This window comes from Pantoea sp. SGAir0180, from assembly GCF_043546245.1.
On record NZ_CP028071.1, the window covers coordinates 1673292 to 1699864 of the forward strand.

Below are 26573 nucleotides of genomic sequence, written 5' to 3' on the forward strand. Positions count from 1 at the left end.
TTTGGGTGTTGGCTACGCTTCATATGTCATTTCTGTGGCCGGGTTCAATTTACCTTTGGACCGAAACTTGCACACTGGCAAAGATATTAATCAGATTTATTAATATATTGAGAGGGTGCGATGATCGGTTGCTGTGCGTGTTGCGGTATTGCTTTAAACAGGGGGCTTCCCAAAGTCAAAAACAACGTTGAATATAAAAGTTGCCCGAAATGCTCTGTGACACACGGACGGCAGCATATTTACTTTCAGACGCCTAATCACTTTGGAACCACACCCGCGCGTGAAACGATAAATAATCCTCAAGGTCTTCAAAGTTATTGTGAAAGTTGCAGGCCCGCCTCAGAAAAAGACAACCCATCGAGAGTATTTCAGCATGGCTTAACATGTCATCATTTCGAATAGTCGTTCAATTTTCCGGCCGACATTCGTATTTACTTCTCTGACTGACAAAAAAAGGTGCGCCTCAGCGCACCAGGTGGAGCAAATCAGCACTGCGGAGTGATTACTCCTTGCCTTTAACACTGCTGATAAATGTTTTTCGTGCGGAAGGTGAACCGAGCCGCTCTGCTTCGTCGAGCAGTTTAAGCGCTTTATCAATATTGCCCTGGGCCACTGCCTGCCTGATGCTCTGGTTAAAGTAGCTTTCGGTATCGGTGACAAGGGGCTGAGATTTTGTGTCAGGCGCAGCAGTGGGTTGCGCGGCCTGCACGGCAGGTTGTGTTTGTCCGACCGTCACGGGCGTTGAACGGGAAGCGCCAAACAACGGCCCGACCAGTATTGAGGAGGCGGAACTGGTGCTGACGTTGATTTTTAGCCTGCCCGAGAGGCTATGGCGTGCAACGGGATCGGGAATATCCGGCACCGCGTGGCCGGTTCCCCTGGCATAGGCTTTTGCCGGATCCAACAGCGTGGTGGTTTGTGTCAGATCCTTTTCTGTGGTGAACACTAACAGATAGATTTTCTGCTGCCCCGGCACGGGCGTCAGTTTCATTACGCCTTCAAGCCGGTCAGCGGCCATTACGCCGGGTTGCTGATAGGTAAACCAGCGGCTCGGAAACCAGGCGGCCGGACGGAGATGTTCATCCAGGACAAGCACATTAGGGGCAAAGACCTGGTTATTCTGCACCTCACTGCTCAGGGTAATGGTCAGCTCTCCCAGCGTCGCAGGCAGGCTGTAAGCCGCGACCGGGCCCGTCATCCCCGGGACATTCCATCGTGAATGGCTGCCATCAAGCACTGTCACCTGAGCGCGTGAAGTATCCAGCGGCTGCCAGGTCAGGCTTTGCAGACTGGTTTGTGAAAAGTGTGGTGCGGCAGAGACATCCTGCGGCATCAGATTGATTTCGGCGCGGACAGTAGCGCTGTGCCCTGCCAGCAGCATTGCGCTCAGGCTCAGCGCTAATCCGACTTTATGCATTTTCATTGTGAACCTCGCAGAACCGGCAGCGGCACCGCCAGGCAATAGCAGCCGCTACCAGAAAAAAAGAATGCGGTGAGAGAACGTTAACCGGGGATCGCCTTACCACCAGATTTCCATCTGGGCGCCAAAGGTCCACTCGTCATTGTTGCCACGACTGTTGGTGAACAAGCCGTTGCCACTGCTGTCACGTGCGGCCAGCGTGGTGAGATCGCCCGCCGCATCTTTGCTGTAGCCCCACTTCTCATCCCATTTGGCATAGGTCGCAAACAGACGCAGCGCCGGGCGCGACCAGATGCTGTCACCTGCCTGCCATTGCTGGGCAAGCGTGATTTTGTACTGGCCATTGCGCTCGCCGACCTCCTGAGACTTCACGTTGTCATAGCCGACTTCCAGCAGGGTGCTCATGATCGGTGTCCACTTGTACATTGGCCGCACGCCCACGGTGTACCACTCGTTGCCCCGGTTGTTATCGAGGTCGGTGTTCTGGTACATCGCGACGTACATCATGTCCCAGCGCTCTGCCAGCGAGATCGCGCCGTGATCCAGGATCCGGTACAGCCGGCCGTTGTTATTGATATTGCTGCCCTGCGCTAACCCTTTGCCCTGTGACGTCAGCGCGTCCGTGGCGTACTGGAGCACAAACTTGTTGTAGCCCTTCAGCATGCTCTGGGTATGTTCTGCGGTGAACAGCCAGCCATCTTTTGAGGCGCCCTCGTCCAGGCGATAACCGTCACGGGCATTGGCACGACCATAGTCCACGCCCAGCTCAAGCACGCCATTAGGGTTGGTTTCCAGTCCGGCCAGCCGTACGTCAAAGACATCGTCAGCTGTGCTGGTGGCGTAATTGCGGATTCGATCGCTGGAGAAGGTATACGAACCGCCCGCTTCTGAAGAACGGGTTGCCGCAAAAGAAAGCTTTCCAAATCCCAGATCGACATCTTCCAGGCCCGCCCCCGGTCCCGAAATATCCCAGTAGTAGAAGTCGATCATGTGTACATCGTGGCGTTGATAAAAACGCTTACCGGCCCAGATCGTAGAACCCGGCAGCGCATCAATCAGGTTCTTGCCTTTGACATTGGCCTCACGAAACGCCGGTGAGGTGGATTCCCAGTCATTTTGCTGAGAAACCGAGTACGCCACGTTGGTGTCAAAATAGAAGCTCTTATCGCCCTCTTTCCACACTTCCTGACCCAGCTTCAGTTCCGCGTAGGTTTCGCATTCGTTGCCGAGGCGGTATTTACTTTGTGCACCGGTTGCCTGAAAGCATTGCTGCTCGCCGCCGCTACCGGTCCAGCCGATGCCGGAGCGCGCATAACCGGAAAAATCCACCGCCATAAGCGGCGCAGACAGCGTGCCTGTCGCCACGGCCACGGCGAGGGAAAGCTTGCGCAGAGTTAACATTTTCGATCTCCTGAGGTTATTGCTTTTTGTATTTGGCGGGCTCAACACCGGGTTCCTGATGCAGCCTGCGGCACGCGCTTCCGTCCTCGCGGAACAGGTGACAACGCTCGGGCGGCAAGCCAATACCCATCGTGGTGCCCTCTTTTACCAACACCACGTCCTCCTGGCGGTACACCAGGTTTTGACGGATGGCGGGGATTTGGATGTGGATCTGCGTTTCATGTCCCAGTTGCTCGACAACCTGGACTTCACCTTCCAGCGTAACGTCGGCGATCTCGCTGGAGAGAAGGTGTTCGGGACGGATGCCCAGAGACATGTTGCTGCCGACCTGCACACCGGTGCTGTCGACCGGCAGCCATACAAATTGGTTATTGGGCAGGCGCACCTGCACCTGCTCAATGGCGGTCGCCGTGACCTTGACGGGCAGAAAGTTCATTTTGGGCGAGCCGATAAACCCTGCGACAAAGCGGTTGGCCGGATAGTGATACAGCTCCAGCGGTCGGCCAACCTGTGCGACGCGTCCGGCGTCCAGCACGACGATCTTATCGGCCAGCGTCATCGCTTCGATTTGATCGTGGGTGACATAAATCATCGTGCGTCCGAGGCGCTTATGCAGACGGGCGATCTCGATGCGCATCTGCACCCGCAGCGCGGCATCCAGATTAGAGAGCGGTTCATCCAGCAAAAAGACGCGCGGCTCTGCCACCAGAGTGCGGCCAATGGCCACACGTTGACGTTGCCCGCCGGAGAGCGCTTTGGGGCGGCGGTCAAGCAGATGTGCCAGTTGCAGCACTTCGGCGACCTGCGTTACGCGCTGTTCAATGTCCGCTTTCTTCACGCCCGCAAGCTTCAGGCCGAAAGACATGTTTTCAGCGACAGAGAGATGGGGATAAAGCGCATAGGACTGAAACACCATCCCGATCCCGCGTTCAGCGGGTGGGACATCATTCATTCGCCGATCGCCGATCAACAATTCTCCACTGGTGATGGTTTCCAGCCCGGCGATCATGCGTAACAGTGTGGATTTGCCGCACCCCGACGGCCCGACAAAGACCACGAACTCCCCTTCAGCCATCTCCAGGTTAATGTTCTTCGACACCACCGTGTCGCCCCAGGCTTTGGTGACATTGCGTAATACGACGCTTGCCATAGTGCTTTCCTCTCACTCACAAATGCGGCCTGCACGGCAGCGGAAAATTCTGGCGTTTACTATGCGCAGAGCCTTACCCCGTCACATCCTCCGCAAACGCGCTTTTGCTGGGGGAGGAGCCGGGAGGAGGAGAACATGGCGACCTTGACGAACTGCGTGCCGCCGCGCCGTTTTTTGTGATGGATAACGCAGTCTGGTGGGAGCCATTGTGTGAGCTGTACCGTGATAACCCGCTTATTTTGCTACGGCGATCACGGCCCGGCTGGCGCAGGCGTAGACCGCAGGAGGATGAGAAGCCCGACAGAACACCCACAATGTGGCGCAGGTAACAGATGTGTTTCCGCTAACAGGATGGAGTGTTAAAGATGAAAACCGGCGCAAAGATTTTGACTCTGTCAGCCCTTGCGGCTGTGCTGTACTCGGCCTCAGCCATGGCAAAAATTGAAGAAGGCAAACTGGTCATCTGGATCAACGGTGACAAAGGCTATAACGGCCTGGCCGAGGTGGGGAAAAAGTTTGAGCAGGAAACCGGTATTCACGTCACCGTCGAACATCCGGATAAGATGGAAGAAAAATTCCCCCAGGTTGCCGCAACGGGTGATGGCCCGGATATTATTTTCTGGGCGCACGATCGCTTTGGCGGCTATGCCCAGTCGGGTTTATTAGCCGAAGTCACGCCGGACGCGACCTTTCAGCAAACGATCTTCCCCTTCACCTGGGATGCGGTTCGCTACAATGGCAAATTGATCGGCTATCCGGTCTCGGTGGAATCACTGTCGCTGATTTATAACAAAGATCTGTTGCCAACGCCGCCGAAAACATGGGAAGAGATGGCCGCGCTGGATAAGCAACTGCACGCAAAAGGCAAAAGCGCCATCATGTTTAATCTGCAGGAACCCTATTTCACCTGGCCTCTGCTGGCCGCCGGTGGCGCTTATGCCTATCAAGGAAACGCGGGCCATTACGATGTCAACAACACGGGCGTCGACAGTGCCGGGGCGAAAGCCGGTTTGCAGTTTCTGGTCGATCAGGTCAAGGCAAAGGTCCTGAATGCGGATACCGACTATTCCATTGCCGAAGCCGCCTTTAATAAAGGCCAGACGGCCATGACGATTAACGGCCCCTGGGCCTGGAGCAATATTGATAAAAGCGGTATTCACTACGGCGTTGCGGCATTGCCGACGTTAAACGGTAAACCGTCTAAACCTTTCGTTGGCGTGCTGAGCGCCGGCATCAATGCGGCCAGCCCTAATAAAGAGCTGGCAAAAGAATTTCTGGAAAACTACCTGCTGACGGATGCGGGTCTGGAAACCGTCAACAAAGACAAACCCTTGGGCGCGGTGGCGCTGAAGTCTTTTCAGCAAAAACTGGAAAAAGACACCCGTATCGCCGCTACCATGAACAATGCGCAAAACGGCGAGATTATGCCCAATATTCCGCAGATGGCGGCCTTCTGGTACGCCATGCGCACCGCCACGCTTAACGCCCTCAGCGGTCGGCAAACCGTCGATGCCGCGCTGAAGGATGCGCAGTCACGTCTGAATAAATAAACCTTATAAAGCGGGCCGGTAAAACGGGTCCGCCTCTTGCCGTTGAGGAAATCGGGTCATGTCAGAAAAACCGCAAGCGGGACGGCATCGTTCGTTGTTGAAAGGTCTGGTGTTGGGCATGTGCTGCCTGCTGGTCGGCTACCTGTTAGTGCTGATGTACGCCCAGGGGGAATACCTGTTCGCCCTGCTCACGCTGGTGATCAGCGGACTGGGGATCGGGATTTACAGCCAGCGCCGGGCTTACGCCTGGCGCTATGTTTATCCGGGACTGGCCGGAATGACACTGTTTGTGTTGTTTCCCCTGGTCTGCACAGTGGGCATTGCTTTCACCAACTACAGCAGCACCCATCAGCTGAGTCAGGAACGGGCGGAGCAGGTCTTACTCAGCCGACACTATCAGGACGGCGCAGGTCTGAATTTTTCGCTGTTTGCGATAAACGATCGCTGGCAGCTGGTCCTGACGAACAGCGCAGATAATCAGTCCTGGGTTTCCTCGCCCTTTTCCTTTGCGGCGGTCGGAAACCTGAAGATGGTCAGTGGGCCGATTCCAGAAGGAACGCGCGCGTCGCTCCGTGTCATTACGACGCATCGCCAGGCCCTGGGGAAGATCCGCGCTGAAATGCCGGATGGTCGTGAACTGGTGATGAGTTCGCTGCGTCAGTTTTCCGGCACACGTCCGCTGTATCAGGTGGTGGATGGTGACACGCTGAAAAATCAGCAAAGCGGCCTTCGCTATCGGGCAAACCCGGAAACGGGGTTCTACCAGGCGATCACTGCGCAGGGGCAATGGGGAAATGAACAGTTAAGTCCCGGCTTCACCGTAAGCGCGGGCTGGAAAAACTTTGTGCGGGTGTTTACCGATGAGGGGATTCAAAAGCCCTTCCTGGCGATTTTCGGCTGGACGATGATCTTTTCCTTACTGACGGTGGTGTTGACGGTCGCTGTCGGCATGGTGCTGGCCTGTCTGGTGCAATGGGAGGCGCTGAAAGGCAAAGCGATTTATCGCGTCCTGCTGATTCTGCCGTATGCCGTGCCCGCGTTTATCTCCATCCTGATTTTCAAAGGGCTGTTTAATCAGAGCTTCGGCGAAATCAATGTGCTGCTCAGTACGCTGTTTGGGATCAAACCGGCATGGTTTAGCGATCCCACGCTGGCCCGCACGATGCTGATCATTGTGAATACCTGGCTGGGTTACCCCTACATGATGATCCTGTGCATGGGGCTGCTGAAAGCGATCCCAGAGGATTTGTATGAAGCCTCTGCGATGGACGGTGCGGGCCCGCTGCAAAATTTCTTTTTAATTACGGTGCCGCTGTTGCTGAAGCCGTTAACGCCGCTGATGATTGCCAGTTTTGCTTTTAACTTTAATAACTTTGTACTGGTTCAGTTGCTGACCAATGGCGCACCTGACCGACTCGGCACGACCACACCGGCCGGTTACACCGACCTGCTGGTGAACTACACATGGCGCATCGCGTTTGAAGGCGGCGGCGGGCAGGATTTTGGTCTGGCGGCCGCGATTGCGACGCTGATTTTCCTGTTGGTTGGCGCTCTGGCGGTGCTGAATCTGAAAGCTGTCCGAATGAAATTTGATTAAGGAGACGTTATGGCTATGGTGCAACCCAAATCGCAACGGTTGCGTCTGCTTCTGACGCATCTGCTGCTGCTGACGTTTATCGCGGCAATCGTCTTTCCGCTGCTGATGGTCGTGGCCATCTCGCTGCGCGCCGGTAACTTTGCCACCGGCAGCCTGATCCCCGATCAGATCTCCTGGGAGCACTGGCGGCTGGCGCTGGGGTTCAGCGTCCAGCACGCCGACGGTTCCGTTACGCCGCCGCCCTTTCCGGTGCTGTTGTGGCTCTGGAACTCCGTGAAAATTGCCGTGATCAGCGCACTGGGCATTGTGGCGCTGTCGACCACCTGTGCCTATGCCTTTGCCCGTATGCGCTTTAAAGGCCGCGCCAGCCTGTTGAAAGGCATGCTGATTTTTCAGATGTTCCCGGCGGTACTGTCCCTGGTGGCGCTCTATGCCCTGTTTGATCGCATTGGACAATACGTGCCGTTTATCGGCCTGAATACTCACGGCGGTGTGATTTTCGCCTATCTGGGCGGTATTGCGCTGCATGTCTGGACGATTAAGGGCTATTTCGAAACGATTGACCGATCGCTGGAGGAGGCCGCTGCCCTTGACGGTGCCACGCCGTGGCAGGCATTTCGTCTGGTGCTGCTGCCGCTGTCCGTGCCCATTTTAGCCGTCGTGTTTATTCTGGCTTTTATTGCCGCCGTGACGGAAGTGCCGGTAGCGTCTTTACTGCTGCGCGACGTGAACAGCTATACCCTGGCCGTCGGGATGCAGCAGTACCTCAATCCGCAAAATTATCTGTGGGGGGATTTTGCTGCCGCTGCCGTGCTCTCTGCCATTCCGATTACCCTGGTGTTTTTGCTGGCGCAACGCTGGCTGGTTAATGGCCTGACCGCCGGTGGCGTTAAAGGCTGACGGCTCCATCATTTGCCACTGCTGTGCTCGTGTTGGCGGCCACTGGCCGCCTTTTTTAATTGTCGCCTGTCAGATCGTCATAAACGGCACGCAGGCGCATACGCAGATACAGCACGGCTTTGTGCTTGCGCGACAACAGAGTCTGAACGCTTACGCCGGTGGCGTGAGACAGTGCTTTGTAACTTATGCCCTGCAGTTCTGTTTTATCGAACACCTCAAACTGCGCTGGCGGCAGTTCAGACAGTGCCGCTTCCAGGGCTTCCCAAAGCAGCCCCCGGAGATAATCGTCTTCGGGCGTTTGCGGCGTGCCAAACAGGGTTTCCGCCAGTTCGACGTCTACCGCCTCCTCCTCATCATCATCCTGCTCATAAGGAAAAAGCGGCAGTTCTCGTTTCTTACGCGCCCGGTCGGTCATTTCATTACGCGCCGCCCGAAACAACCACGCCGAGATATTCTCTACAGGTTGTTCTACCCCGATCAGCTGACAGGTCACTTCCTGCAAAATATCCTCAGCCTCATCGCGAACGGCGATGCGACCCCGGATAAAAGCGTGGAGTTTTGTTTTGCAGCGTTCAAGCGCTTTTACCAGTGATGCGGCTTGTAATGCGCTGGCCTTCATCGTCATTACTCTGTCCGGGTGTCAGAGTGAGTGTCCGCAGACGGTGGCTGCTCTTCCCGGCATCTGTCCCGACGGTGGTGAGCACGATGGCCGAACCCTTCACGCCGTTGCTTCATAAATTCATCCCGTTCTTCCGGTGTCATCTGCATCCAGCGCTCATGCATGCGCCGCCGCGCCTTGCCAAACATCCCCGGTCTGATGCCCAGGCCGCCAAACAGAATCCGGCACAGCAGCAGCAGTCCGGCGGCCTGCCAGAAACCAATTGTTTTAACGCCTGTAATGGCAGGCAGTATGGCATTCCATAGTGTCATGACCAGCAGACACAGCACGACAATTAACACGCCCCCAACAATGAACGCCTTTGGCAGGCGGTGCCTGCCCATGCCGCGAGAAGGGTGAAACGGGTGATTATCGACATTTCTCATAGTTGTATGACCTCAGCAGTGATTAACATGATGAGGTAGACGAATGAGCCCGCAAAATATTGCTGGCTCGTTAAAAAAAATTTGTTGAGTGTGGAAGGTGGCGGTCCGGTCTGGCATAAAACCGCGCTGCCGATCAGCACAGGCCGACCGGCAACGGGCAAGAGGTAAAAACCACGGGACCGAAAATCCCGCTTATGGTGACAACGTCACATCATGATTTACTTACGTGGTCGGGCGTCACTTTTTCGACCGCCCTGCCTTCAAGCACCGCCTTCACAACGGTAAAAACGTCGGTGTTATCAATATAGTCGCCCTGGTTGTAGCCCACATGCTTAGCATAGCCCGCATCGTTGCCACGCACGCGCTCCGCAAAGGCATCGGCCCCAACGCCTTTTGCCCACAGCGGCACAAGCGCGTTGGAATGGTTGCCGGTTGGACGGAATGAGATGCCGGGCATCATGCCTTTCCCTTTATTAATGACGGCCTGGAAAGGGATGTTCTGCGCATCGGGTCCCATTGGCATGCCGTTGTCGTGATCGGTCGTCACGATCAATAGCGTCTCGTTCCAGTTACTGTTTTTCTCTACCCATTCAATCACGGAGGCCACAGCGTTGTTGAAGTCTGCACTTTCTTCAATCAGGCGACCATATTCCACGCCGACGCAGTTGGGGTTGTAGGAATTCCCCCAGTCGCCTTTTTCGCTACAGGCATTGCTGGTATGCGCGGACCAGTCAGTCGCACCGCCTTCGACCATCATAAAAAAGCCGTCGGGGTTTTTACTCAGGTGCTGAATGGCTCCCCGGGTCATCGTATTCAGGGTCGGTACCGTGGCAATAAACGCATCCCCGGACGGATTCGCCGCATCTTTGCCAACAATGGCGGCCTGACGGCCCTGCTGCAACGTGCCGTTGGGGGCAACGTTCGGCGATCCCAGTAACGGGCCGCTATGCACCAGCGCGCCACTGGCGAGGCGGGCGAACGCCTCAGTACTGCGCACCACTTTCCACGGCTGACCACCCGCAGGGGCCAGCTTGCCAGCATTGAGCAATGTCCAGTCAGCTTCAGACAGGTAACGGTGCGCATCTTCTCCGCACCCCACGGTGGTTTCGTTTGAAGCCAGATGCTGACAGTCGGTGCCGTTGGCGTTAAAGCCCGGCAAACCGGTTCCCATAATCAGATCCAGTTTCCCTGACGTCAGCATTTGTTTCGCAATCGCGTGATAATCGTTACGCGACGCGTTTTGTGCGCCAAAGGCGGCGGGCGTGGCGTGGGAGAACGGCACGCTGGTGACGACGCCTGTCGCTTTGCCCATGGCTTTCGCCGTTAGTGTGACAAAATCAACCGGTTGTCCGTTGTTATCGACGTTGATGGCGTTGTTATAGGTTTTAATTCCTGACGCCAGCGCTGTGCCGGCGGCGGCGCTGTCCGTTGGATTCACCGCCAGATAGTCGTAACCCCTGAACGGCAGATCCTTGTTATCTGTTCGGGTTGTATCCCAGGCTTTCTGCGGATCGTAATTAACCAGAGAGGCATTATTGTGCGTGGCTTTTTTTGAGGCATTCAGGGGATAGGTTGTCATGGCATATTTTGCCGGAAACGCGGCATACGGCGTACTTTCACGGCTGCCATACTGCCAGTAGGCTGTTGCATCCCAGGTGCCCCAGCCTGCCCCGTCATTAATCATGATAATCACATTTTTGGCTTTCACTTCTGCCGCCAGCACGGCGGAGCTGGCGGTCATACCGCCCATTGCCAGCATAAGCAGACTGAGTTTACCCAGAGAAAACGCGGCAGCGGTACGGTAAAGACGTGGTTTGCGTGACATAAAACTCTCTCTATCATTGCGGCAAGCCCCTGACAGACAAGCCAGGTTTCAATCCATGTCAAACAATGTCTGTTTGTAACATTGATGGCTGCGCAGTATTACGGCGACGTGTGACAGTTTTATGAAGAAAATCCCCCTCCTGCTTCCCCCTGTCTGGCCATCGCTTTCAGCGTAACGGATAAAAAGCTTTTATATCAATGTATTGAGGAATCACTTTAAAAAACCTGCTGTAGAAAGCGTGCTGTGTAAAGCTCTGTAAGTGAGCACACGGATGACCCAACGTTAATGCCAGGGCGTGCCGACTTTGTTTGTTAATTTGACGTTGGGATTTTGTGTCTTAATTTCACAACCTGTAAGCAGACACAAAAATCCTGCCAAATTTCAGCTCAAGTGTGGCGGAAGCTTTCATAAGCCTCTGATTAGCAAGAAAAGCCAAATTCATTTACTTGAAAAGGTATTTGATAACTTCTGCCGACAGTATTTAACACGGCAATAAAACGTAAGCACATAGCAAACCCGTAACGATCACTGTCGCGTCGTTTGCCCGTGATAGCGATACATTCCGATATTCAGGAGCATTAAAATGAAAGCACTTGTTCAGGATCTTTTGTCTATCTTCTCTCCTCAGACAGTCAGCCCTGTGTTTATCCGTAGCGGCTTATCTCAGGAAGAAAAAAATGCCATCACCCCGATGGGCGTAACGACGGTGACCTGGGCGACCTCAATGCAGGAAGTGACTGATGCGCTGCTGCGCAAAGCCACCGAGGCCGGTGCTGTGGGTTACCACATTACCCAGGTTGATTCTCACAAACCCGGTAATGACCAGCAGCATATTCTGGAAGCGACCGCGACCCTGTATGCGCTGGATGAGAAGGCATTGCAGAGAGCACACTAGTGACATCTCCATCTTCGCAACGCGTTTTTAGCCCTTCCGAACCCTGCTGATTATCCGGATGATAACAGCAGGGTTTTTTGATCCTTTTCCTGCTGCCAACGCCGGCATAGTCTGCATTTTTAAATGTTTCTCCGGTGTTTCATCGTGCGGTGTAAATCAGAAACTTAACTGTATGATGTAACTAATATCAGTTAAGGGATAAATTGTTTTGCCGCCTGTCGCCCCTGTTTTGCATTCAGCCACTATAGTTTTTCAACGTATTGATTCTCAGACATGAGGTTTTTATGAGCACGCTGTTTTCCACTTTTTCACTCGGTGAATTAACGCTCGATAACAGAATTGTTATTGCGCCAATGTGTCAGTATTCCGCTGAAGAGGGTTGCGCAACCGCCTGGCATCGTATCCATCTGGGGCAGCTCGCCTTTTCAGGGGCTGGACTGTTAATCATTGAAGCGACCGCGGTAGAAGATATTGGTCGTATCACCTACGGCGACCTGGGGTTATGGAATGATGACACCGAAGCCGCACTGGCGGCGGTATTAGCTGACATCCGTCGCTATTCCGATATGCCGATTGGTATTCAGTTGGGTCATGCCGGGCGCAAAGCATCCTGCGACGTGCCGTGGGAAGGCGGCGAACACATCTCGCCTCAGAACGGTGGCTGGCAAACCGTGGCCCCTTCCGCCCTGCCGTTCAGTGAAGGCGATCATCCGCCCAGCGCAATGGACGCCAGCGCGCTGGCGCGTGTCAAAGAGGCGTTTGTCGCTACGGCAAAGCGGGCCGTTCGTCTTGGCCTTGAACTCATTGAGGTGCATGCCGCGCACGGCTATCTGCTGCACCAGTTTCTGTCGCCGCTTTCCAATACCCGCGATGATGAATACGGCGGCTCACTGGAGAACCGAATGCGTTATCCGCTTGAGGTCTTTAAAGCAGTACGTGAGGCCGTCCCGGCCGCCATTCCAGTGGGCGTGCGTATTTCTGCCAGCGACTGGGTTGAGGGCGGCTGGGATGTAAGCCAGTCCATTGCCTTTTCGCAACAGCTGGAAGCGCTGAACTGCGCCTATATCCACGTTTCCAGTGGGGGCCTGTCAGAACAGCAGCAGATCAGCGTCGGCCCGAACTATCAGGTCCCTTTCGCGCGGGATATTCGTCAGCAAATCGGTATCCCGGTGATTGCGGTAGGCTTAATTACCGAGCCGCAGCAAGCCGAAGATATTTTGCAGCAGGGGGAAGCGGATCTGGTCGCGCTGGCACGCGGTATGCTCTATAACCCACGCTGGCCATGGCACGCCGCTGCCGCATTCGATGCAACGGTGAAAGCGCCGCCGCAGTATCTGCGTTCTGAACCTCACGGCGCAAAAGGAACACTGACGCCGGACGAGTAAACCGTTATGGCCGCACGGCGTGCGGCCTTACTGATAGTGTTGAAGACAACGCTGTAGCGCCAGATGCGGGCCGGTCAGGGGCTGACGTGTTGATGCGAAATGCGCCGCCGCCGGTGCCATTGACGTCTGCGCCAGCACAACCTGCTCCGCGCCCTGCTGCCAGGCCGCTTCAACCGCTTCTGTTACACAGGCAAGATAGCCTGCCTGATCCCCCGCTTTAAACTTCTGCCAGGCCCCCGGAATCAGAACGACCTCTGCCCGCCCGTTGACACCGTGAAACAGTGCCCGCGTGGCGCCCAGCGTGGATTCAGCCGCACAAAGCACGACCGTTTGCCTGGGATTTTCGCGGACCGCCTCTGCCAGCATGCTGTCTGTGCGCCAGACCACGCACGGCGAAGATGCGTTTGTAAAGCTTTCAGCCACCGGTCCGAGCGTGGAACAGGTCATCAGAATGGCGTCAAAATGGGGTTGCAGACTCGCCAGCAACGCGCCGATCCGTGCATGAAGTTCAGGCGTCAGTCCGCCACTGGCTTCGGCCTCCGCCAGCAGGTGTGGCATCACCAGATGACTCAGTTGCAGATCTCCCGACGGCAACTGGCTCGCTGCATCGTCAAAGATGCAAATATTGCTGGCCGCAGTATGTAAACAGGCAATAGCGATCATGTGTGGGCTCGGCGTAAAAACAGGTTTTCATCATGCCATGGGCGACGCCAGATTCAAACGTCTCCTCTGTAAGAGAGAGCCGCACGCCATAAACCCACCAGCCCGTATGGTAGCGCCTGCTTATTACTTATGCCGTCAGGCCTGCCATGCGGCATGCTGGATAACGATCCGATAGCCGTCCCTGTCCTGAAAGGTTGCGCCGTTTTTTGCCCAGTACGGGTTAAAAGACGTCACTTCAGTAAACCCGGCACGCGTCATTGCCTGACAACGTTGCTGCCAGCACGCCGCGTCAGGCAGATACAGCACCAGCAGATCGTCAACCGTTGTCGCGGGCTGGACAGGATGGTGCTGACAAGACGTAAACTCCAGATGCCAGGGCAAGGTCTTATCGCCCAGCATAATGCCGCTGAATCCATCATGGTCCCTGAATTCCCCCAGTTTATGCAACCCAAGGCCTGTGCAGTACAGGTCTGCGCTCGCGGTCAGGTCACTGACCGGGCGCGCAATGCGCAGTTGTTGTATCACCATTGCTTCTCCTGATTCTGTAAAAAGGCTATTAATAGTGAGCGTGGATAACGACATAACAGTGAGGTTTATAATGTTTCTGCAGTCAGCACGTTTGTTGCTCAGAGCTATGCGCCCTTCCGACGACAAGGATCTGTTCCGTATTTATGGCGATCCTGCGACCAACACGTTTAACCCGGCAGGCCCGTATCCGAGCCTGGCGTTCGCGCAGCAGAAGCTGGCCGAGAGGCTGGCCGCTTTTGAACGGTACGGGTTTGAAAGCTGGGCGATATCGACGCGAGATGCGCCCGATACGCTGATTGGCTTTGGTGGGTTGAGCGTACGTAAGTTTGCCGGTGAGTTGACGAATAATCTTGGCTATCGCTTTGATACCCAGGCATGGGGTAAAGGTTATGCTACTGAGCTGTCACGTTTTGCCCTGAATTACGGCTTCAACGAGCTGGGGCTGGCGTCCGTGACCGCCTCGGTACGACGTCATCATCAGGCGTCAATTCACGTGCTGGAGAAAAGCGGGTTGCGCTACATCAAAGAGATTTATGACGTCGAAAATGCCCCGCCAAGCCTGTGTTATGCGATGACGCGTGAGCAGTGGCAGGCCGCACAGACCACTGCGGAACCTAAATGTTAGCAGGGTGAGCTGCTAATTAACCTGTGCGCAGACGAATGAGAACGCACCAGGATGTGTACTTATCGTAACGGTGATCGCCAGAGGATTTGTCAAGACGACTTGCTGAAAGGCGCCCCGCGATGATTGTCGATTCACACGCAGAACCCGTGTAAATGGGATTCTGCATGAGGGTGCATTTGCTGGTTTCTGCTTTTTTACTGGTCGGGCCGCCTGAGGTGGTGTCCCTGACACTAACAATCGAAGGCATTTATCACTGTCACCGGTATTGCTTTCAGACCACATTTCCGTCCAGGCATGGCGCTGCATCACACAGCAACCCCCGGGCGCGCTGGTTGGAGCGCAGAATGCTATCGCGCACCGGTACGGTGCCGCTCTCAATGCAGGCTGTCCACTGCTGAGTAGTCAGCACAGCCGCAAAGTTTGACTGCAGCACCACACAGCATACCCGATGAATCTCTTCTGCACTCACGCGCCCTGCCTGATTTTGGTAAGGAACTGAACCTGAAGCATCACTGAGGTATTCCACAGCAATGCCGTTATGCCACGCATGATTAATGGTAGAAAGATTGCAGTTGTGAGTCATATAGCCCACTACCGTCAGCGTGTTAATGGCGTGATCGGCTAACCAGTGCGCCAGTCCCGTTCCGGTAAAAGCGCTGGCCCGATTTTTACTCAAAAGAAGCGCTCGGGGACGTGAAGCGATAACGGGATGCAACTGCCAGCCATCGCTGTTAATCGCAAAAAGCGGTGATTCTGCAGGCGCAGTATGCTGTACCACGATTACCGGTATGTTTGCCGCACTCGCCCTGTCCATGGCAATCGCGATGTTTTCCAGTGAATGTTGCGGATGTGGATATTCAATCGGCAACGCGCCGCTGAAATATTCATTCTGTACATCAATGACAATAAGCGCGCGTTGAGGTAAAGCGGAAACGGTCATAGCCAAATTCCTCAGATTAGTGGCTCTACAGAGCGTAAAGCCGTAGACACCATCTTCACCCGACGATAATCTCAGCAACAGCGTCCCGAAAGACAACGCACGAAAGTATTGGGCCATCGTTATGGAGAATGATCATGTTGTGCAAAAATATCGCGGTACTGGCTTTTCATGACATCAGTCCTTTTCATCTTTCAGTGCCCTGTCTGGTTTTTGAAAACCGTACCGAACATGGCCTGCCCGCTTTTAACCTGCGGGTTTGCGCAGCCGAGACCGCCAGCGGTGATTTAATCCGTACCTGTGCGGGTTTTATGCTAAAAAGTGAGTTGACGCTCGAAGATGCAACAGACGCGGATGTCTTAATTGTTCCCTCCTGGCGTAGCCCACAGGAGCGTCCGTCGGACGCTATGCTGCATGCGATACGAATGGCACGACAGCGCGGTGCTACGGTCGTGGGGTTGTGCCTGGGTGCGTTTGTGTTAGCAGAGGCTGGCGTACTGGACGGATACAAAGCGACTACACACTGGAGCGCAGCACCGTATTTCGCGCAGCATTTTCCCAAAATCAAGCTGATGCCAGATGTGTTGTATCAGGATGCGGATGACGGCAGGCTGGTTACCTCTGCCGGGACAGCCGCCGGTCTTGATTGCTGCCTGCACCTGGTTCGTCGCTGGCACGGCGCCGATATCGCCAATAAGATTGCACGCCGGTTGGTCACGGCCCCGCATCGCCAGGGAGGACAGGCCCAGTACATTGAACAGCCTCTCCATAGCCAGCCGGGAGGCGATCGTCTGTCAGACCTGCTGAACTGGATGGTGGCCAATCTTGCAGAGCAGCACTCTCTGGATTCACTGGCGCAGCGGGTTGCAATGAGCCGACGTAATTTCACCCGCCGTTTTCGCGACCTGACAGGTATGACGGTCAGTCAGTGGTTACAGGGACAAAGGCTGGCCTATGCGCAACGCTTACTCGAAAGCACGCCCCATTCTGTAGAATATGTGGCGCAGTTATCAGGCTTCGGCAGCGCCGTATCACTACGCCAATATTTTAATAAAGCGTTTAATACCTCACCCTCCGCATGGCGGGCACTGTTTGCTCATGTAGGGTAAACGATATTTATCCTTCACTTTTGCTGAGGCGGCACTGTGAGACAGCCTCGTCGGCTCTCTTATCTGTCGCTAATGTCCGGCGGGCATGGCACATCCCTGCGCCACGGGCATCCGTGATAATCAGCCAAGCACATCCTGCACGCAGGCTTTAAACACTTTCACCCCAAGCGCCAGCGCGTCACGGTCAAAATGCATCTCCGGATGATGCAGACCGGGCGTCAGGTTAGCCCCCAGTCCCCAGAAGCCGCCTTTAATCTGTGGACGAAGACGCAGATAGTGAAAGAAGTCTTCACTGCCGGGGGTCGACTTCGGCGCAGTGAGGCCGGTTTCGCCAAATACGCTGCGAATACCGCGTGCGATCACGTCTGTGGCCTCGTCATGGATAATGGCGGCGGGCATCTCTTTCAGAATGCGGATCTCTGCGCGTGCGCCATAGGCGGCGGCGCTGCTCTCAATCGCGCGTACCACCTGTGGTTTGAGGGTAGCCATCGCTTCGTTCTCTGCCGCACGCAGATCCCAGCACACCTGCGCTTTATCAGGGATTGAGTTAGTTACGCCCGCATCACAGAGAAACCGCGTCGCTTTTGCGCTCCATGTCAGCGACGGAGCAAGATGAATGCCATTCACCGCCTGCACCGCGTGCGCAGCGGCATCCAGTGCATTGACGCCCAAATGTGGCCGCGCGGCGTGCGCCGCTTTGCCGTGGAACATCACTTCCACGGTAGCGGACGCTGAGTAGTACATCGCCGGCACGGCCTGGCCCATCGGGCACTCCTCCAGCGGGCGCAGGTGGAAGCCGAGCAACATGTCGACATCATCAAGCACGCCGCCTTCGGTCAGGGCAATCGCCCCGGTGCCCAGCTCTTCCGCAGGCTGGAAGATGAATTTTAACCGGCCCTTTTTCACCAATCCTTCAGCCATCACCTCCTGGGCGGTGGTCAGTACGACGGTGGAGTGGCCATCGTGCCCACAGGTGTGACGCGCCACATGTTGGCCGTCAATGATATGGCCCAGCGCATCCATATCGGCGCGCAGCGCTAACGTCGGGCCAGGCTTACCGCTGTCCAGGACGGCGACAATACCGGTGGTGTTATTTACCTGGCGAGTGACCCGGTAGCCCGCCGCCTCCAGTACGCCCGCGATATAGGCGGAGGTTTTAAACTCTTCGAACCCCAGTTCCGGGATTTGGTGCAGGTAATTAAAGTGCTCAAGTGTACGCGACACGTCTTACTCCTTAGTGCTCAGGCAATAACGCGCATAATCAGCATGGCGATTACGGCATTGAGAATGCTGACCGCCATCAGTAACGGCCAGTACTTCTTCGGCACATCGGCCACGCCCAGCAGGCGCCCCATGTACTGGAGTTGCGAGCCCATCAAAAAGATGGCGGGCGCGAGAATGGTAATCTGGGCCATATCAAGCTGGCCTTTACTCAGCAGGCTGACGGCAACGCCGGTGCCCGCAGAGGAAGAGAGCCAGGCGGTTAACAGTACGGTGATCGCCTCGCCCGGCAGGCCAAAAAGCCCCATCAGCGGTGCGCAAATGTGCCCAATAATCTGCATCACGCCCAGCAAATTGAGCATTTCGGCGATGACATAGGCCATTAATACATTTGGCATCAGATTATTAATGGCGATATTAAACCCTTTGCGCGCACCAATAACGAAAATATCAAACGGATTACCGGAGACTTTTGCCTGATTATTCATTGTCGAAATCTCGCTTATAAACAGTATTTAATGCCAGGCGAACCACGGCGGCACCGACGAATTTAAGAACAAACATTAAAATCAGCGGAATAATAATGGGGAGCGTTAATGAAGCGAACATCGCCGAGCCGATAGAGAAATAGTTATTAATCAACCCGGCACCCGAGTATTGCCACGAGCCCATAATCACCACATCTTTACGGGTGATTTTTTTGCTGTCATAGAGCTCTTTGGTTAATGCCGCGCCGGCATCGGTGCTTTGCAGATCGGTAATCAACGCAAGACCGGTATAACCCGGAATTCCGAGCAGTGGTTTTAACAGCGGAGTAAGTAATTTATGTGCCGCGCGGATCGCGCCGTAATGAGTGAAGATTTCCAGCAGGCCGAGTGCCAGCATTACCGTGGGCACCAGCGAGAGTGCAAAGAGGAAGCCGGCTTTGGCGCTCAGGCCGCCGCTGCCGATAAAGGTATTGGTTTCCGGCGTTTTCATGGTGCCGAACGCGCCACCTAACGTGGTAAAATCGAATGCACCCAGCCAGGCCATACCGTCAACTTTAAAAAAGAAGCCGGAAAAGACCAGCAGCACAATGATCAGTGAAATCCACGCGCCCGGCCCCACTTTCCACTCATCTGTCGCTTCTTTATCTGGCTGCTTCAGTGTTTTTGATTCGCTCATATCATCTCTCTTTACATCTGTAATGGAAAAGTCCTGATACTAAGCAGGATCCATGCCTGAATAGCCCAGCCGTGAAATAAACCTCTTTTATTAAGATTTTTAGTGCAGTAAAACCCCTTCCCAAAAAAACATGAGAACGTCATATCCCTTTTCGGAAAAGTGTATTTTTCTCTGCCTGCCTAAAGGCGCAGGCAAATAACTTCTCACCGTTTTTGGGCGCACTTTTGGTGCAGTACGATGTTGTTCGCTTTTTTTCTTTTCTGACCAGCGAAAATTAACGGTTAATTTGATTATCACTATTTAAACAGCTTGATAAATAGCCGTGGAGTGATGTTATTGTTGCCTTAAGGTCAACAGTAACGAGGAAATGTGGCAGATGTTCCAGGATAAACAGGTGGGCTATCTGTATGAAGTCGGTAACCAGGGCGGCATTCGCCGCGCGGCAGATATCCTCGGGGTTAATGCGTCGGTCGTCAGCCGTCAAATCGCACAACTTGAGCGTGCGCTACAGCTTCCCTTGCTGGAACGGCGTGGGCGTAACGTGGTGTTGACCGAAGCGGGACGCCTGCTGGCAGAGGACTATTTTGTCAGCCGTATGCGGCGCGAAAAGCTGGAGAGCCAGCTTAAAGATCTGCGCCATATGCGCGGCGGAACGCTTTCAGTGCGCATTGGCGGCGGACTGATCACGGCGTTTATCGAAGGGGTTATGCGCGAATTTGCCCAGTCTTACCCGCAGGTGTTTGTCGATATTGTGGTCGGCAGCATGCAGGAGATGATGAACGATATCGTCAGCGGCGAAGCGGATATGGCGCTGGCGTTTGGTCCGATTGGCACACCGGAACTGAAGCGGCACAGTTTCCAGTGGGGGCCGATCTGTGCCGTCGTCGCGCCGCAGCATCCTGTCGCCAGTCTCGCCAGCATCACCATTGAAGCGTTGACTGCTCACCCGCTTATCGCCCTCACAGAGAACTTCGGCCTGCAGCGGCATATGAACGCGATGTTCAAAAGCCAGGGCCTGCAGTTTCATCCGGCTTACCGGTGTAACCTCTTCTCGACCGCCATGAACCTCAGTCAGGCCGGGCTCGGCGTCTCATTTATGACGGCCCACGCCGCCGCCGACCCGATTCGCCAGGGCACACTTGTCGCCGTGCCAATCGATCACCCGATTGCCAGTAGCGCTCAGTGTCACCTGTTACGGAACTCCGACAGGCGCTTTACCCCGGCAGCCCATCATATGTGGCGACTTCTGCATAATGCGTTTCGCGACAGATAAAGGCAGAGACAGCCGTAAGGGCTGGATGTCATGCCAAATGCAGAAACAAATGGACAGCGAAGATGGCTGAAGCCAGCGGTGAGCAAGGAGAAGCGATAAACCGTTGAGTCAGACAGGCAGTATTGAGGCAGTGACAGTGAGAGAGGTATCGCTTAAAAGCCCGGCGTGAAGGCGGAAATACCTTCCCCATCATGCCGGGCAGATGACTCAGCGTGGTGGCGTGAGCAATTCCCGTTCTATCCGCTCCCGGGTCTCAACGGCCTGATATTTCATTTTTTCCGGGTAACCGAACAGCGAAGCGGCCACGATAGGTTCGCCACCCACTTTGAACGTCTGCTCTGCAAACTTCATTTCCCGCAGGGTGCGGAACAGCGTCTCAAAATCCACCTCGCCTTCTCCGATGCCAACATGCTGATGAATGGTCGCATCGACACCGGGTGGATTGACAATGTAGCGGCAATGTTTGGTGTGATTCATCGTATCGGCAATGAGAACATGAGAGAGATCGTGCCCCGCATGACGAAGCATCCTCTCTACGTCCCCTTTTCCTTTATCGTAAAAAAAGGTATGCGGGACGCTGTAAACGTATTTAACGTTATCACTCCTGAATGACCTGACGATATTGACGGTTTCGTCGCTTTCTTCGCAGAAGTCCCATGGATGCGCCTGTATTTCTACACGGATGCCTTCACGTTCGAACAGCGGAAGCAGTGTTTCCATCGAGCGGTAAAACATCTCATCGCAGATTTCAGGTTGATTAGGATCGCCCGCCAGTTCGGTATTAATAACCTGAACCCCCATTTCGAAGGCGATTTCAACGAGGCGTGTCCAGTTTTTTACCGCCGCCTGTCGGCGCAGTTCATCCGGGCCAGACCACCGGTAAACACAAATGAAAGAGGAAATTTCAACGCCCGTTTCGCGCAGGGCCTTCTTATACTCCGCAATGATTTCGCGGCTTGCGCGGGGATGCTTATAGAACGGATTAATTTCCGGATGCGGAGACTGCTCGATGTACTTGTAGCCCCATTCCGACACCTGACGGACCATTTTGGTGATACCCAGATCTTTGATTACATCTACGTCGAATGCAATTTTCATTGATGCCACCTTTACGTTATCTCATGCTGCCTGAGTCGGGTTTCAGGCAGAGAAAGTCACTTAATCGCAAATCTCATCCTCAACAGAATGATGCGCTCAGACCATTTTTCACGACAGCCAATATCAGCATTCCACCCACGTCGAGCCGGATTCGGCTGAACGGACACAGTTTTCCACCCATTTGACGCCCGCCAGACCCGCATGCACATCGGGATACCAGAAATCTTTCAGGAAGGCGTCGTCACCCCGATCGGTGGCATCCATAGCCAGCGCGAAACGTCTGTAGAGGTTTGACCAGGCCTCGAAAAGACCTTCGGGATGTCCCCCTCCGATACGGTCATCTGCACGCGCGGCCGGGTGAAGATAGTCCATGCCCCTTTCCAGGATGCGTACCGGCTCGCCCTGAATTTCAAACCGGAGCTGGTTCGGCTGTTCATCCCACCACTCGATACTGGCTTTAGCGCCGACGATGCGGACTTTTTGCCCATGCATGGAGCCGCAGTTAACGGCGGAGGCCCACAGACTGCCGACTGCGCCATTCTCATATTCCATCAGGACAAACGCGTTATCTTCGAGGGGAGCGCGGCTTTTAACAAAGCTCTGACGCGAGCACAGCAGTCGCCTGATTTTTAAGCCGGGAGCCATAGTTTCAGCGATGCACAACGGATGGGTTGCCAGGTCCCCCAGCACGTAAGTGGGTCCGACAAAGCGCGGGTTAACGCGCCAGCTGGTACTGGCGTTATTTTGTTCAACGGATTCGTTGTGAAAACCGTGTGCAAACTGCATGTTAACAATGCGGATGTCGCCAAGAAGCCCCTCCGCAATCATTTCTCTGGCCTGGAGAATGAGCTGATGACCGGTATAACCATATGTCACGCCGATGATCTTGTTTTTCTCCCGGCTCAGTTTCGCCAGATGCTCAGCCTCTTCGACCGTGAAGCACAGCGGCTTCTCACATATCACATGAAGTCCCGCTTCAAGCGCGGCGCAGCAGACAGCAAAATGCGTGTTGTTTGGTGTGGCGATGGAGACGGCCTGAATACCGTCCTCGCGTTGTCCTTCTGTAGCAAACAGGGTTTCGTAATCGGCATAGCACCGGTCTGGTGAAAGGCCCAGTGCCTCACCAAAGGTGCGCCCACGTGCGGCATCAATATCGAACGCGCCGGCGACTAACGTAAAGGTATGATCACGGAGTGCCGATGAGCGGTGAATGTAGCCAATCTGACTGGTCCCGCCACCGCCGACCATGCCCCACCGAAGTGATTTTTCGAGCGGTTTAATGCCGTTAATCATGATTATTCTCCTCAGAAACCGACGGAATGCAGATAATGCAGACTGGCCGTGACATCACGCAGGCTTGTATCCGCATCACGCGGATCTCTTTCCTGTTCAATGGTTATCCAGCCCTTGTAACGACGCTGGCGCAGAAATGCATGAACGTCCGGATAGTGGATGGCACCGCTGCCAAGAGGACACATGACGCCCTGGGCGCAGGCGGTGAAAAAATCCAGCCCTTCTTTAACTGCCCGGCGCCAGACAGCCTCGTTAACATCCTTGAAGTGCAGGTAATCAATCCTGTCCCAGTAACGTTCCAGCGCGGCCACCGGCGCCATGCCAGCGTAATACAGGTGGCCGGTATCCAGGCAAAGCCCGGCTACGGTATGGGGAATATCGTGGACCAGCTTTTCCAGTTCATCGGCAAACTCAATGCAGCCACCAGCATGGGGATGAATGACTGGCCTGACACCGTACACTTTCCAGGCAATCTCACTCAGAATGGTGATATGTCTTATCATCGTCTGCCAGTCACTGGGATTAAGCCGCGGGGCCTTTTCTGACTGACCGGCTGTGGCGGCACGTTCAGGATCACCAAAGTCGATGATGACAAGATAAGGTGGCGATAACCCCTCATTGACAGCGTCAGCCTGCCGGGTTACGGCGCTCAGGTTGTGGCAGATCTTATGGGTCAGATCGATCATTGCCGGGAAGTTTTCTTCACTGACTAAATCGTCGAAAAGGGTGCCGGCAATAACAGACAGCTGATGTTCCTGAAGTGCAGACGTCAGGGCTTCGGGCTCAACAGGCAAGTATCCCCATGGTCCCAGCTCCAGGCTTTTGTATCCCGCGAGCGCGGCCTCTTTTAGCACGCTCTGCCAGGGGGGAAGAAACGGGTTTTTCGGGTCGTCCACTCCCCAGCTACAGGGTGCAGTCGCTATGGAAATGGTCATGGTTTTTCTCCGGATGCGGCAACACAGGTAAGCACTGACATGCAGGCGACAAATGCCTGACTCAGTGCGCGCAGTATTGCGCCGGTTTTTTGATACCAGCAACCCTCCGTCGTGGATTATTTGATAGAGATCATGATTTTTTTAAATCATATTATTGATAGTTTTACATCAAATCCAGACAGCGCAACCCTCTGCGTGATACGTCGTGAGACGTCAGATATTTTCCCGGGTAACCAGATCGAAGGGAACGGTAACAGAGAGAGGATTGCGGTCGGTTTCCTGATATCTGCGGATAAAAACAGAGACGATCGTCTCAGCCACAACATCGATACGGTGGCGTATCATCACATCGACATGCCCCGCGATAAGCGCCATTTCATCGCCGATGAACGGGCCATGGCAGAGAATTTTTATATCATGTCGCGCACTTTCACAGACCGCCTTGATTACGCCCTCTATGCCACCGCACGGCGCATAAATCATGGCCACACTGGGATGGTTTTTGAGCAGTTGGCTGGCAGCCAGATAGCCCCCACTGATGCTTTCCCGCGTCTGTAACGGCTCAAGCACCACCGCATCTTGTCTGTTCTCGCGCAGGTACGAACGAAAACTTATTTCACAGCTTTCCTGGCAGTTGAAACGGTGATCGCCGAGCAGCACACCAATAACACTGTCTTTTTCCATCATGCGCTCAGCAAACCATCCCGCTGTGCGCCCTGCTTTCAGATTATCGAGACCGATATAGCCCGCCTGACCACAGGGAGAAAGATCGGAAAACAAAGTGAAAATTTGCACGCCTGAAGCGGATAGTTGCTTAATGGTGTGCCGTATAAGAGGATGATCGAGCGCAACTACTCCAATGATATCGACGCGTTTTGCCAGGGCTTCAAGAGACGACACGACTTTCTCCACATCATGTATATCAGCCCACACAAACGCCGGCTCTGTCGCCAGTTTTCCGTCTGCATACCGGCGGATTTCCTCTGACAGCACCTGGTAAAACGAATAATCACTGGGCAGCAGAATAAACCCGGTGCGCACCGCGCTTTTAACCGCCGTGGCTTCTGGCGTCATCACCTTACGCAGATCTTCCCGGTAACCGAGCGCTTCCGCTGCGCGCAGAATACGGTCCCGGGTTTCCTGCTTCACTGACGCTCTGTTATTTAGAACACGATCAACGGTAGCCACCCCGACACCCGCCGCTCTGGCAACCGCTGACATGGATATTTTTTTCATTACACAGCCCGAGATGATAGATTTCTATCATCTTAAACACAAAAAGTGTGCAGCAGCAAAATACTTCTGCTGCTTTACGGCGTTTTTTACAGGATGACGCATTGGCAGAAAGTGACCGCCGCATGACAGCAGGCAATGAAAAAGTGGATGTAGGTTATTCAGCAGAATGCGTGATTAACATTCCAGTCCGTGCGGTTTCATACACCAGTCCCGGCAGGCAGCATTACCCCAGAAAAACACCCTAAGTTTTCCCCTGTGTATTAGTGGCGGTCCTGTGTTTTAGCCGGGAAATGTGTGAAAAGTTTCAAACACCACAAAGCTCGTGAGCACGTAATTTCCATTCCTCAACCTGAGTGGGGTGGTCAAAAGAGTAATAGACGTTAGCGTTCTCAGGCAGGATATTATGCAGTGCCTGCATGCAGTTGGCCTCACAGGGTCGCAATTCAATATAGGCAGCCGTGATGGGTATGACATCATCGCTGGAAAAGCGCTCAATGCGTTCTATCGCAGCAACGAGTGCAGCCATTTCGCCATGCAGCCTTACCCAGTTATTAGTATAGATTCCTGGTGGCACGCTTACCTGCATCCGACTGTTTCCGAACGCATAACGAATATTACCCCGTAGCCGGTACTCGACTACTGCACAGCAGGACTCAGGACCGAAACCAGGCTGTTTCACTAAATTCTTTTTGTTCTCCAGCGTGCGCCTGACAATCGGATAACCGGATCTAAGGGTGTATTCAGTTTTTATCAGTTGCATCAGCGCTTCCTTTACTTGACCATTGTTAATCAATGATATGGGGTTCCGGCGCAAAACTCCATAAGAACAGGACTCTCAGGGGCTGGAAAATTAAGGTCTGCTTAATCATAACCAGAGGGACTGAGTGATGACAGCCGAGCCCTGCTTTTGCCTTACGGCTTCACCAGCTAGCCGCTGCTCTGCATCTGGTTCATATCTGTGGTTCAGATTCAGCCAGTTCTTTATCGTTCGGCTCTGTAAGTATTACGTCTGTAAGGGAAAACCTAATGATGATTTACCATTATGATCAGGAAAATCCATGGCTGTGTCTGAAGAGGTATGTTTCGGCCTGAAATCCTGCACAGGCCAGTCCGGTTAAATCGTAAGGTCCGGTTTGCGCTGTGAGTTCAACGGGTCGATGAAACGCGCTCCTTTATCAGGGGGGCGTTGTGTAAACATCCGCCTTATAACTGATCGCGCTAAATACCAGGTTCATGAACGACGTAGGGCACAAGGTAAAACTGTTCTATTGCTTTATAAGTCATGCCTGATCTTTGCATCACTCGCTGAGAGGAAGCATTTTCA

25 protein-coding genes are annotated in these 26573 nt (G+C 54.3%); 8 read left to right on the forward strand and 17 right to left on the reverse strand.

Annotated features, from left to right (window positions below; all coding sequences use genetic code 11):
- Nucleotides 1-502: 502 nt before the first annotated feature.
- The 3 genes from malM to malK all read right to left on the reverse strand — a co-directional run bounded on the left by malM (nt 503) and on the right by malK (nt 3971).
- Nucleotides 503-1423 carry a maltose operon protein MalM gene (gene malM / locus C1N58_RS07820; protein ID WP_039340339.1) on the reverse strand — a complete coding sequence of 307 codons (921 nt, stop codon included), beginning with the start codon at nt 1421-1423 and terminating at the stop codon, nt 503-505.
- 96 nt (nt 1424-1519) lie between these two features.
- Nucleotides 1520-2821: a maltoporin gene (locus tag C1N58_RS07825; protein ID WP_039340341.1), complete on the reverse strand. Its 1302-nt coding sequence runs from the start codon at nt 2819-2821 to the stop codon at nt 1520-1522.
- 16 nt (nt 2822-2837) lie between these two features.
- Nucleotides 2838-3971, reverse strand: coding sequence for a maltose/maltodextrin ABC transporter ATP-binding protein MalK (malK, locus tag C1N58_RS07830; RefSeq protein ID WP_039340343.1), 1134 nt, complete (start codon nt 3969-3971; stop codon nt 2838-2840).
- A 365-nt stretch (nt 3972-4336) separates the two neighbouring features.
- On the opposite strand from malK, the gene malE reads away from it, so the two are divergent.
- From malE to malG, 3 genes are read left to right on the forward strand one after another with little or no spacing between them, the layout of a single operon-like run.
- Entirely contained in the window at nt 4337-5521 is a 1185-nt protein-coding gene (gene malE, locus C1N58_RS07835) for a maltose/maltodextrin ABC transporter substrate-binding protein MalE (RefSeq protein ID WP_110267499.1), read from the forward strand.
- Nucleotides 5522-5579: 58 nt separating this feature from the next.
- On the forward strand, nt 5580-7118 hold the full coding sequence (gene malF / locus C1N58_RS07840) for a maltose ABC transporter permease MalF (protein WP_394564768.1): 1539 nt from the start codon (nt 5580-5582) through the stop codon (nt 7116-7118).
- Between the two features lie 9 nt (nt 7119-7127).
- Nucleotides 7128-8018 carry a maltose ABC transporter permease MalG gene (gene malG, locus C1N58_RS07845; protein ID WP_054633766.1) on the forward strand — a complete coding sequence of 297 codons (891 nt, stop codon included), beginning with the start codon at nt 7128-7130 and terminating at the stop codon, nt 8016-8018.
- A 55-nt stretch (nt 8019-8073) separates the two neighbouring features.
- Here the strand turns inward: malG and C1N58_RS07850 are convergent, their stop codons facing one another.
- The 3 genes from C1N58_RS07850 to C1N58_RS07860 all read right to left on the reverse strand — a co-directional run bounded on the left by C1N58_RS07850 (nt 8074) and on the right by C1N58_RS07860 (nt 10887).
- Nucleotides 8074-8637: an RNA polymerase sigma factor gene (locus tag C1N58_RS07850; protein ID WP_394564875.1), complete on the reverse strand. Its 564-nt coding sequence runs from the start codon at nt 8635-8637 to the stop codon at nt 8074-8076.
- A gap of 5 nt (nt 8638-8642) precedes the next feature.
- Nucleotides 8643-9062, reverse strand: a complete 420-nt coding sequence (locus tag C1N58_RS07855; RefSeq protein WP_033741652.1) for a hypothetical protein — start codon at nt 9060-9062, stop codon at nt 8643-8645.
- A 211-nt stretch (nt 9063-9273) separates the two neighbouring features.
- Nucleotides 9274-10887, reverse strand: a complete 1614-nt coding sequence (locus C1N58_RS07860) for an alkaline phosphatase (RefSeq protein WP_054687737.1) — start codon at nt 10885-10887, stop codon at nt 9274-9276.
- A gap of 583 nt (nt 10888-11470) precedes the next feature.
- Here C1N58_RS07860 and C1N58_RS07865 point away from each other — a divergent pair.
- Together C1N58_RS07865 and C1N58_RS07870 are read left to right on the forward strand one after the other, a co-directional pair.
- The gene (locus tag C1N58_RS07865) at nt 11471-11782 is read left to right on the forward strand and encodes a YdgH/BhsA/McbA family protein (RefSeq protein ID WP_033741649.1); all 312 of its coding nucleotides are present in this window, start codon (nt 11471-11473) and stop codon (nt 11780-11782) included.
- Nucleotides 11783-12066: 284 nt separating this feature from the next.
- Nucleotides 12067-13167 (forward strand): NADH:flavin oxidoreductase/NADH oxidase, encoded by a 1101-nt coding sequence (locus tag C1N58_RS07870; protein WP_054633768.1) that lies wholly within the window; start codon nt 12067-12069, stop codon nt 13165-13167.
- Nucleotides 13168-13194: 27 nt separating this feature from the next.
- On the opposite strand, the gene C1N58_RS07875 is transcribed toward C1N58_RS07870, so the two are convergent.
- Both C1N58_RS07875 and C1N58_RS07880 read right to left on the reverse strand, forming a co-directional pair.
- Nucleotides 13195-13830 (reverse strand): aspartate/glutamate racemase family protein, encoded by a 636-nt coding sequence (locus C1N58_RS07875; protein WP_054687738.1) that lies wholly within the window; start codon nt 13828-13830, stop codon nt 13195-13197.
- Nucleotides 13831-13965: 135 nt separating this feature from the next.
- Nucleotides 13966-14358 (reverse strand): VOC family protein, encoded by a 393-nt coding sequence (locus C1N58_RS07880; RefSeq protein WP_110267504.1) that lies wholly within the window; start codon nt 14356-14358, stop codon nt 13966-13968.
- Between the two features lie 70 nt (nt 14359-14428).
- On the opposite strand from C1N58_RS07880, the gene C1N58_RS07885 reads away from it, so the two are divergent.
- Nucleotides 14429-14983 (forward strand): GNAT family N-acetyltransferase, encoded by a 555-nt coding sequence (locus C1N58_RS07885; RefSeq protein ID WP_054633771.1) that lies wholly within the window; start codon nt 14429-14431, stop codon nt 14981-14983.
- Nucleotides 14984-15254: 271 nt separating this feature from the next.
- On the opposite strand, the gene C1N58_RS07890 is transcribed toward C1N58_RS07885, so the two are convergent.
- A complete protein-coding gene (locus tag C1N58_RS07890; RefSeq protein ID WP_054633772.1) occupies nt 15255-15923 on the reverse strand; it encodes a cysteine hydrolase family protein in 669 nt (222 codons plus the stop codon).
- 134 nt (nt 15924-16057) lie between these two features.
- Between C1N58_RS07890 and C1N58_RS07895 the strand changes: the two genes are divergently transcribed.
- Nucleotides 16058-17029 carry a GlxA family transcriptional regulator gene (locus C1N58_RS07895; RefSeq protein WP_394564769.1) on the forward strand — a complete coding sequence of 324 codons (972 nt, stop codon included), beginning with the start codon at nt 16058-16060 and terminating at the stop codon, nt 17027-17029.
- A 120-nt stretch (nt 17030-17149) separates the two neighbouring features.
- Here the strand turns inward: C1N58_RS07895 and C1N58_RS07900 are convergent, their stop codons facing one another.
- From C1N58_RS07900 to C1N58_RS07910, 3 genes are read right to left on the reverse strand one after another with little or no spacing between them, the layout of a single operon-like run.
- The gene (locus tag C1N58_RS07900; RefSeq protein ID WP_033741640.1) at nt 17150-18253 is read right to left on the reverse strand and encodes a M20 peptidase aminoacylase family protein; all 1104 of its coding nucleotides are present in this window, start codon (nt 18251-18253) and stop codon (nt 17150-17152) included.
- 17 nt (nt 18254-18270) lie between these two features.
- Nucleotides 18271-18738 (reverse strand): YjiG family protein, encoded by a 468-nt coding sequence (locus C1N58_RS07905; RefSeq protein ID WP_033741638.1) that lies wholly within the window; start codon nt 18736-18738, stop codon nt 18271-18273.
- Nucleotides 18731-19414, reverse strand: coding sequence for a nucleoside recognition domain-containing protein (locus C1N58_RS07910; RefSeq protein ID WP_394564770.1), 684 nt, complete (start codon nt 19412-19414; stop codon nt 18731-18733). Before C1N58_RS07910 ends, C1N58_RS07905 begins: the two co-directional genes overlap by 8 nt.
- A gap of 376 nt (nt 19415-19790) precedes the next feature.
- Between C1N58_RS07910 and C1N58_RS07915 the strand changes: the two genes are divergently transcribed.
- Entirely contained in the window at nt 19791-20687 is an 897-nt protein-coding gene (locus C1N58_RS07915) for a LysR family transcriptional regulator (RefSeq protein WP_054687742.1), read from the forward strand.
- 207 nt (nt 20688-20894) lie between these two features.
- On the opposite strand, the gene C1N58_RS07920 is transcribed toward C1N58_RS07915, so the two are convergent.
- The 5 genes from C1N58_RS07920 to C1N58_RS07940 form a co-directional block, all read right to left on the reverse strand.
- Nucleotides 20895-21785, reverse strand: a complete 891-nt coding sequence (locus C1N58_RS07920) for a sugar phosphate isomerase/epimerase family protein (protein ID WP_394564771.1) — start codon at nt 21783-21785, stop codon at nt 20895-20897.
- Nucleotides 21786-21908: 123 nt separating this feature from the next.
- Complete coding sequence (locus C1N58_RS07925) at nt 21909-23078, reverse strand: Gfo/Idh/MocA family protein (protein WP_054687744.1); 1170 nt, start codon at nt 23076-23078, stop codon at nt 21909-21911.
- A gap of 11 nt (nt 23079-23089) precedes the next feature.
- Nucleotides 23090-24013, reverse strand: coding sequence for a TIM barrel protein (locus tag C1N58_RS07930; protein WP_054633778.1), 924 nt, complete (start codon nt 24011-24013; stop codon nt 23090-23092).
- Between the two features lie 213 nt (nt 24014-24226).
- Entirely contained in the window at nt 24227-25249 is a 1023-nt protein-coding gene (locus tag C1N58_RS07935; RefSeq protein WP_394564772.1) for a LacI family DNA-binding transcriptional regulator, read from the reverse strand.
- Nucleotides 25250-25553: 304 nt separating this feature from the next.
- Entirely contained in the window at nt 25554-26009 is a 456-nt protein-coding gene (locus C1N58_RS07940) for a hypothetical protein (protein ID WP_039340368.1), read from the reverse strand.
- Between the last annotated feature and the right edge of the window lie 564 nt (nt 26010-26573).

Coding starts and splice junctions, on each gene's coding strand:
- malM (WP_039340339.1), bottom strand. CDS start 1,423: ATGAAAATGCATAAAGTCGGATTAGCGCTGAGCCTGAGCGCAATGCTG.
- C1N58_RS07825 (WP_039340341.1), bottom strand. CDS start 2,821: ATGTTAACTCTGCGCAAGCTTTCCCTCGCCGTGGCCGTGGCGACAGGC.
- malK (WP_039340343.1), bottom strand. CDS start 3,971: ATGGCAAGCGTCGTATTACGCAATGTCACCAAAGCCTGGGGCGACACG.
- malE (WP_110267499.1), top strand. CDS start 4,337: ATGAAAACCGGCGCAAAGATTTTGACTCTGTCAGCCCTTGCGGCTGTG.
- malF (WP_394564768.1), top strand. CDS start 5,580: ATGTCAGAAAAACCGCAAGCGGGACGGCATCGTTCGTTGTTGAAAGGT.
- malG (WP_054633766.1), top strand. CDS start 7,128: ATGGCTATGGTGCAACCCAAATCGCAACGGTTGCGTCTGCTTCTGACG.
- C1N58_RS07850 (WP_394564875.1), bottom strand. CDS start 8,637: ATGAAGGCCAGCGCATTACAAGCCGCATCACTGGTAAAAGCGCTTGAA.
- C1N58_RS07855 (WP_033741652.1), bottom strand. CDS start 9,062: ATGAGAAATGTCGATAATCACCCGTTTCACCCTTCTCGCGGCATGGGC.
- C1N58_RS07860 (WP_054687737.1), bottom strand. CDS start 10,887: ATGTCACGCAAACCACGTCTTTACCGTACCGCTGCCGCGTTTTCTCTG.
- C1N58_RS07865 (WP_033741649.1), top strand. CDS start 11,471: ATGAAAGCACTTGTTCAGGATCTTTTGTCTATCTTCTCTCCTCAGACA.
- C1N58_RS07870 (WP_054633768.1), top strand. CDS start 12,067: ATGAGCACGCTGTTTTCCACTTTTTCACTCGGTGAATTAACGCTCGAT.
- C1N58_RS07875 (WP_054687738.1), bottom strand. CDS start 13,830: ATGATCGCTATTGCCTGTTTACATACTGCGGCCAGCAATATTTGCATC.
- C1N58_RS07880 (WP_110267504.1), bottom strand. CDS start 14,358: ATGGTGATACAACAACTGCGCATTGCGCGCCCGGTCAGTGACCTGACC.
- C1N58_RS07885 (WP_054633771.1), top strand. CDS start 14,429: ATGTTTCTGCAGTCAGCACGTTTGTTGCTCAGAGCTATGCGCCCTTCC.
- C1N58_RS07890 (WP_054633772.1), bottom strand. CDS start 15,923: ATGACCGTTTCCGCTTTACCTCAACGCGCGCTTATTGTCATTGATGTA.
- C1N58_RS07895 (WP_394564769.1), top strand. CDS start 16,058: ATGTTGTGCAAAAATATCGCGGTACTGGCTTTTCATGACATCAGTCCT.
- C1N58_RS07905 (WP_033741638.1), bottom strand. CDS start 18,738: ATGAATAATCAGGCAAAAGTCTCCGGTAATCCGTTTGATATTTTCGTT.
- C1N58_RS07910 (WP_394564770.1), bottom strand. CDS start 19,414: ATGAGCGAATCAAAAACACTGAAGCAGCCAGATAAAGAAGCGACAGAT.
- C1N58_RS07915 (WP_054687742.1), top strand. CDS start 19,791: ATGTTCCAGGATAAACAGGTGGGCTATCTGTATGAAGTCGGTAACCAG.
- C1N58_RS07920 (WP_394564771.1), bottom strand. CDS start 21,785: ATGAAAATTGCATTCGACGTAGATGTAATCAAAGATCTGGGTATCACC.
- C1N58_RS07925 (WP_054687744.1), bottom strand. CDS start 23,078: ATGATTAACGGCATTAAACCGCTCGAAAAATCACTTCGGTGGGGCATG.
- C1N58_RS07930 (WP_054633778.1), bottom strand. CDS start 24,013: ATGACCATTTCCATAGCGACTGCACCCTGTAGCTGGGGAGTGGACGAC.
- C1N58_RS07935 (WP_394564772.1), bottom strand. CDS start 25,249: ATGAAAAAAATATCCATGTCAGCGGTTGCCAGAGCGGCGGGTGTCGGG.
- C1N58_RS07940 (WP_039340368.1), bottom strand. CDS start 26,009: ATGCAACTGATAAAAACTGAATACACCCTTAGATCCGGTTATCCGATT.